The organism is Rahnella sp. NRRL B-41462 (genome assembly GCF_003263525.1).
GTDB classification, from domain to species: domain Bacteria; phylum Pseudomonadota; class Gammaproteobacteria; order Enterobacterales; family Enterobacteriaceae; genus Rahnella; species Rahnella aceris.
Genome location: NZ_JYDF01000075.1, coordinates 44363 through 51030, shown reverse-complemented (window position 1 = coordinate 51030; position 6668 = coordinate 44363). Strand labels below are relative to the sequence as shown.

General features: G+C 50.0%; 3 protein-coding genes and 1 pseudogene. 2 read left to right on the top strand and 2 right to left on the bottom strand.

Annotated elements, in window-relative coordinates:
* A pseudogene (locus UC14_RS17880) lies at positions 1-1226 on the bottom strand (mechanosensitive channel MscK); the annotation flags it as partial.
* 229 nt (positions 1227-1455) lie between these two features.
* A complete protein-coding gene (gene acrR, locus UC14_RS17875; RefSeq protein WP_013576607.1) occupies positions 1456-2094 on the bottom strand; it encodes a multidrug efflux transporter transcriptional repressor AcrR in 639 nt (212 codons plus the stop codon).
* A gap of 141 nt (positions 2095-2235) precedes the next feature.
* Here acrR and UC14_RS17870 point away from each other — a divergent pair, with 141 nt between their 5' ends.
* Both UC14_RS17870 and acrB read left to right on the top strand, forming a co-directional pair.
* Positions 2236-3411: an efflux RND transporter periplasmic adaptor subunit gene (locus UC14_RS17870; protein WP_013576608.1), complete on the top strand. Its 1176-nt coding sequence runs from the start codon at positions 2236-2238 to the stop codon at positions 3409-3411.
* 16 nt (positions 3412-3427) lie between these two features.
* On the top strand, positions 3428-6580 hold the full coding sequence (gene acrB / locus UC14_RS17865; RefSeq protein WP_013576609.1) for a multidrug efflux RND transporter permease subunit AcrB: 3153 nt from the start codon (positions 3428-3430) through the stop codon (positions 6578-6580).
* The last annotated feature ends 88 nt before the right edge of the window (positions 6581-6668 follow it).

The following is a 6668-nucleotide window of genomic DNA, read 5'->3' as shown; positions in this document are numbered from 1 at the left end:
AGCTCACGTCGCATGTCGACAATCTGATCCAGTGCATCACTGATATCGCCGTTAATCGTCTCTTTGCTGTTGGCCACTACGCCCTGAATGTAGCTGTCGCCCTGGAATAAGGCATCACGCTGCTGATTGATCTTGAACTGTTCGAGACGCAGATCGGCAATGTGCGTGCTCATGTCCGTTATCAGGCCGGAAGGCGGGATGGTATTTTGTTGTTGCTGATATAAAATGCGCGACAGCAATAAACTGCCCTTCAGTACAGTGATTTGCTCTTTGAGGTCATGCTCAGCCTGCGCCGAACGGTCGAGCCAGTTTTTCACCGTGATGTTTTTCTGCACCAGTTGGTTGCCCTCTTCCGTGGCGGCAATCAGGCGTTCACTGAGCTGGCGGTTAATCCCCAGTTCCTGCGCAACAAGCGGATCATTTTGGATGTCCGAGGTGTCGTCCGGGGTCTGTGCTTCTTTTGCCGTGCGTTCAGACAAAATCAGCCGTTTTCCGTTGACCACTTCCTGCAACAGCTGCGCGGTATGTTCCAGCTGGCTGATGTGCGCATTGGTGTAATCGCGTTGTTTTTGCAGTAAATCCTGTAACGTAGTGTTGGCCTCGAGGCTCTTACGTTGCAGATCAATCTGCGCAGTCAGCAAAGCCTGCTGCGTCACGAGCATATTTTGCTGAGTAGTTCGTAAATCTTGCTGACCAGGCGACATGCCATTGAGCTGATTGCGGATTTTCTGGATAGCCAGCGAATAGGTGTACATCGCGTTCTGCACGCGTTCCGGCTGGGTTTGCAGGGAAATCAGCTGGGTATTGAATGTGGATAAATCTTCCTGAGAAGACTGAAGATCATCGAGGGTATCGTTAAGACGATTTTCCAGCTGACGCAGCGATAAAGCGCCAAGTTGCGCTTTGTTGACGTCATCTTTGGGGTTGTTTTTGATTTGCTCGAGGCCATCCATCGCCACCCGTAACTTCTGCGGTGCTTCTGCGACCTGTTTTTGCAGCTGATTAACTTCCTGTTTCACCCGATCGAGCGCATCAAGGTATTCCAGCGTGTGGATCAAATCCTGTTGCGATAGCTTATCGACCGGCGTCAGGTTTTTTTGGCGATTTAACGCATCAAGCTGGTTTTGAACTTCATTACGGCCCGGAATATCATTACTGGCAGCATGACCGGGGAAGGAGAAAAGAAACAATGCAACGCATATCACAAACGTAAAAAAACCTGCCATTCCCTTTTTTTTCAGGAGAGAAATTACGTCAGAAGCGGCGGCCAGAAACCAGATAAACATACGTCGGTGTCAACTCATACCAAATGAATAATAGGTGATGACAATAGCAGCGTTCACGATGAAAGGAAGGAGAAAAGCGTATCTGAATACAACATCAGTGTGTTTATTTTGTCGCCAAAATGGAGAACAGATTTGCAGGCTTATTAATACAGCGGAAAGCAGTAAGACGTTATTTTATCATGGTAAGAAAGGATGAGTGGCGGAGCATATCTATATACGTATCCACAAACCTTCCGGCATTGCCTTCTAAATCAAAGCTTTCAGGAATAAATAACCAGTTTTCCATTAAACCGGAGAGATAGGCGCGTAAAATAACTGCGGCCTGGCGGGTATCGAGATTGGCCGGGAGTTGCTTTTCTTCTATGCAGCGTACGAGAATACGCTCAATTTTACCGTATCCTTCCATATAGAGCGCTTTGCGCGCTTCATGAACCGATGTCATCTCCCCAACAAATTCACATTTATGGAATATAATCTCCATCAATGCTTTACGCTGGCTATCTGTGACGGTGGCGACCAGTATGTAAATAAGGATTTCGCGCAAAATACGCAGTGGATTATTCGGAAACTTTGTCTGATACTCTACTTCGAGCACTTTTATCCGGGATTCATAAGCTTCCCAGATCGCGTTAAACAGTTCCACTTTGTTCCTGAAATGCCAATAAATTGCGCCCCGCGTCACACCGGCTGCATTTGCAATATCAGTCAGTGATGTCGACGATACTCCACGGGCAGAAAATTCACGCACAGCAGCATCCAGAATCTGTTGTCTGGTTTCCAGTGCCTGTGATTTGGTTTTTCGTGCCATAGGTTTATCTTTATGGGGAGTTTGATTTACATACATTCTTGAATGTATGTAACATAGCACGCACATACTAAAAGCGCAGCAATGGATTTGGGATGTTGTGATCCATTGGACAATTTGAAATCGGACACTTGAGGTTTATTTATGAACAAAAACAGAGGGTTAACGCCTCTGGCGGTAGTTCTGATGCTATCCGGAAGCTTAGCACTTACAGGATGTAACGATAAAGAAGCTCAGCAAGGTGCGCCACAGGCTCCGCAGGTTGGCGTCGTTACCCTGAAAACTGAACCGCTTAATGTGACTACCGAACTTCCTGGTCGTACTGCTGCTTTTCGCATTGCTGAAGTGCGCCCGCAGGTTAACGGTATCATTCTCAAACGTAACTTCGTTGAAGGTAGCGACATCAAAGCCGGTACCTCCTTATATCAAATTGATCCTGCCACTTATCAGGCCGCGTATGACAGCGCTAAAGGCGATCTGGTAAAAGCTCAGGCGAATGCACAAATTTCCCGTCTTACCGTGACACGTTACAAGCCTCTGCTCGGTACCAGTTACATCAGCAAGCAAGATTACGATACGGCTGTCGCAACTGCGGCACAGGCTGATGCTGCAGTAGTCAGTGCGAAAGCAGCCGTTGAGTCTGCACGCATCAATCTCGCTTACACCAAAGTGACCTCCCCGATCAGCGGACGTATCGGTAAATCGTCTGTGACAGAAGGTGCACTGGTGTCTAACGGCCAGGCCACTGCGCTGGCAACCGTGCAACAGCTCGACCCTATCTACGTTGACGTAACACAGTCCAGCAATGATTTCCTGCGTCTGAAACAGGAACTGGCTGACGGTTCACTGAAACAGGCTGACGGTAAAGCGCAAGTCAAACTGCTGATGGATAACGGTAAAGAATATTCACAGCCGGGTACATTAGAATTCTCTGATGTGACTGTTGATGAAACCACCGGTTCCATTACTTTACGAGCCATCTTCCCGAATCCAAATGATTCCCTGCTGCCGGGTATGTTTGTGCGCGCACGTCTTGATGAAGGTGTTAACAACAACGCACTGCTGGTTCCGCAGCAAGGTATCACCCGTAACCCACGTGGTGATGCAACAGCGATGGTTATCGGCGCTGACAATAAAGTTGAACTTCGTACTGTGACCACAACACAAGCTATTGGCGACAAATGGGTTGTTACCGACGGTTTAAAAAGTGGCGATAAAGTTATCGTGACAGGACTGCAAAAAATTAAGCCAGGCGTACAGGTTACTGCACAGGAAGTCGATCAAAACGCAGCAGCGCCCGCTACAGCGACGAAGTCTTAATAGGAGCCGGTAATTCATGGCTAAGTTTTTTATAGATCGTCCCATCTTTGCATGGGTGATCGCCATCATAATCATGTTGGCGGGGGGATTGGCAATTCTTAAATTGCCAATTGCGCAGTATCCAACCGTTGCGCCACCGGCTATACAGCTGACCGCAACCTATCCGGGCGCGGATGCGCAAACGGTACAGGATACCGTTACTCAGGTTATTGAACAGAACATGAACGGTATCGACAACATGATGTACATGTCGTCGACCAGTGATTCATCCGGTACTGTTCAGATTACCCTGACCTTTGCTTCAGGTACTGACGCGGATATCGCACAGGTACAGGTTCAGAACAAACTGCAGCTCGCAACGCCGTTGCTGCCGCAGGAAGTTCAGCAACAGGGTATCTCCGTTGAGAAATCGAGCAGCAGCTTCCTGATGGTGGCCGGTTTTATTTCCAACAATGGTTCAATGACTCAGGATGACATCGCCGACTACGTCGGTTCCAACGTCAAGGATCCTATCAGCCGTACCGCCGGTGTGGGTGACGTCCAGCTGTTCGGTGCTCAGTACGCGATGCGTATCTGGATGGATCCGAACAAACTGAACAACTTCCAGCTGACACCGGTGGACGTGATTAACGCCATCAAAGTTCAGAACAACCAGATTGCAGCCGGTCAGTTGGGTGGTACGCCACCGGTTCCGGGCCAGCAGTTGAACTCCTCTATCGTGGCCCAGACCCGTCTGAAGTCACCGGATGAATTCGGCAAAATCATTCTGAAAGTGAATCAGGATGGTTCTCAGGTTCGCCTGAAAGATGTGGCTAAAATCGAACTCGGTGGTGAAAACTACGACGTTATTGCCCGTTTTAACGGACAACCTGCGTCAGGTTTGGGTATCAAACTGGCAACGGGTGCGAACGCCCTGAACACCGCAGCGTCAGTAAAAGCCACGCTGGCTAAACTTGAACCGTTCTTCCCGGCTGGCTTAGAAGTTGTTTACCCATACGACACTACGCCGTTCGTAAAAATCTCGATTAAAGAAGTCGGTAAAACGCTGTTCGAGGCCATCGTCCTGGTATTCCTGGTGATGTTCCTGTTCCTGCAAAACTTCCGCGCAACCCTGATCCCAACGATCGCGGTTCCTGTGGTCTTGCTGGGCACCTTTGCAATCCTGGCGGCATTCGGTTATTCGATAAACACCCTGACGATGTTCGGGATGGTGCTCGCGATAGGCTTGCTCGTCGATGACGCCATCGTCGTCGTCGAGAACGTCGAACGCGTCATGGTCGAAGAGGGGCTGCCGCCTAAAGAAGCCACCAAAAAATCCATGGAGCAAATCCAGGGTGCATTGGTCGGTATCGCGATGGTGCTGTCCGCAGTATTCATCCCGATGGCCTTCTTCGGCGGTTCAACCGGTGTTATCTACCGTCAGTTCTCCATCACCATCGTTTCTGCCATGGTGCTGTCGGTTCTGGTGGCGATGATCCTGACGCCTGCGCTTTGTGCGACCATGCTTAAGCCGGTTGCCAAAGGCGAGCATCACGAGAAGAAAGGTTTCTTCGGCTGGTTTAACAAGAAATTCGAGCAAAGTACGCACCACTACACCGACAGCGTAGGCAACATTCTGCGCAGCACCGGTCGTTATCTGGTGATTTATCTGTTGATCGTTGTCGGCATGGCATTCCTGTTTATCCGCCTGCCAACCTCCTTCCTGCCGGAAGAAGACCAGGGTGTATTCCTGACCATGGCGCAATTGCCAGCAGGTGCAACCCAGGAACGTACGCAGAAAGTGCTCGATGAAGTTACCGATTACTATCTGAACAAAGAAAAAGCTAACGTGAACTCGGTGTTTACGGTTAACGGCTTTGGCTTCGCAGGTCGTGGTCAGAATACCGGTATCGCGTTCGTCAGTCTGAAAGACTGGTCTGAGCGTAGCGGCGCTGAAAACAAGGTTCCTGCGATTGCAGGCCGTGCAATGGGTGCGTTCAGTACCATTAAAGATGCACTGGTGTTCCCGTTCAACTTACCCGCGATTGTTGAGTTGGGTACGGCGACAGGCTTCGACTTCCAGCTGATTGACCAGGCTAACCTTGGGCATGACAAACTGACACAAGCACGTAACCAGTTGCTGGGCATGGTGGCTCAACATCCTGACTTGCTGACTCAGGTTCGTCCGAACGGTCTGGAAGATACACCACAGTACAAAATCGAGATTGATCAGGAAAAAGCAACGGCACTTGGCGTTTCAATTTCCGACATCAACACCACATTGGGTGCCTCGGTTGGTGGTAGCTACGTCAACGACTTCATCGATCGTGGTCGTGTGAAGAAAGTGTACGTTCAGGCTGAAAATAAATACCGTATGTTGCCATCAGACATCAACAATCTGTATGTCCGTGGCAGCGCAGGCCAGATGGTGCCGTTCTCCGCGTTCTCAAGTGCGAAATGGGAATACGGCTCACCGCGTCTGGAACGTTATAACGGCCTGCCATCAATGGAAATTCTGGGTCAGCCAGCTCCGGGTAAAAGTTCGGGTGCTGCCATGGCGATGATGGAGTCTCTGGCTTCTAAACTGCCAAACGGTATCGGCTATGACTGGACTGGCCTGTCTTATCAGGAACGTTTGTCAGGTAACCAGGCTCCGGCCTTGTACGCTATCTCCCTGATCGTCGTCTTCCTGTGTCTGGCAGCGTTGTACGAAAGCTGGTCAATACCGTTCTCGGTTATGCTGGTGGTTCCGCTCGGTGTTGTCGGTGCACTTATTGCAGCTACGATGCGCGGTTTGAGCAACGACGTATACTTCCAGGTGGGTCTGCTGACCACTATCGGGCTGTCTGCGAAGAACGCCATATTGATTGTTGAATTCGCCAAAGACCTGATGGATAAAGAAGGCAAAGGTCTTATCGAATCAACGCTTGAAGCGGTTCGTATGCGTCTGCGCCCGATCCTGATGACATCGCTGGCGTTCATCCTTGGTGTTATGCCGCTGGTTATCAGTTCCGGTGCAGGTTCCGGCTCACAGAACGCTGTAGGTACCGGCGTAATGGGCGGGATGATCACGGCGACCCTGCTGGCGATCTTCTTTGTTCCGGTCTTCTTCGTGGTGGTTCGTCGCCGCTTTGGTAAGAAGAACGAGGATATCGAACATACGCACAAAGTAGAGCATCCGACGCTGTAACCGGATCTCCCATCTAAACGAAAGGCCGCTTATGCGGCCTTTTTTTTCGCCTGAGACTTGAACCGGAAAAAGGATGAGTGCATAATTA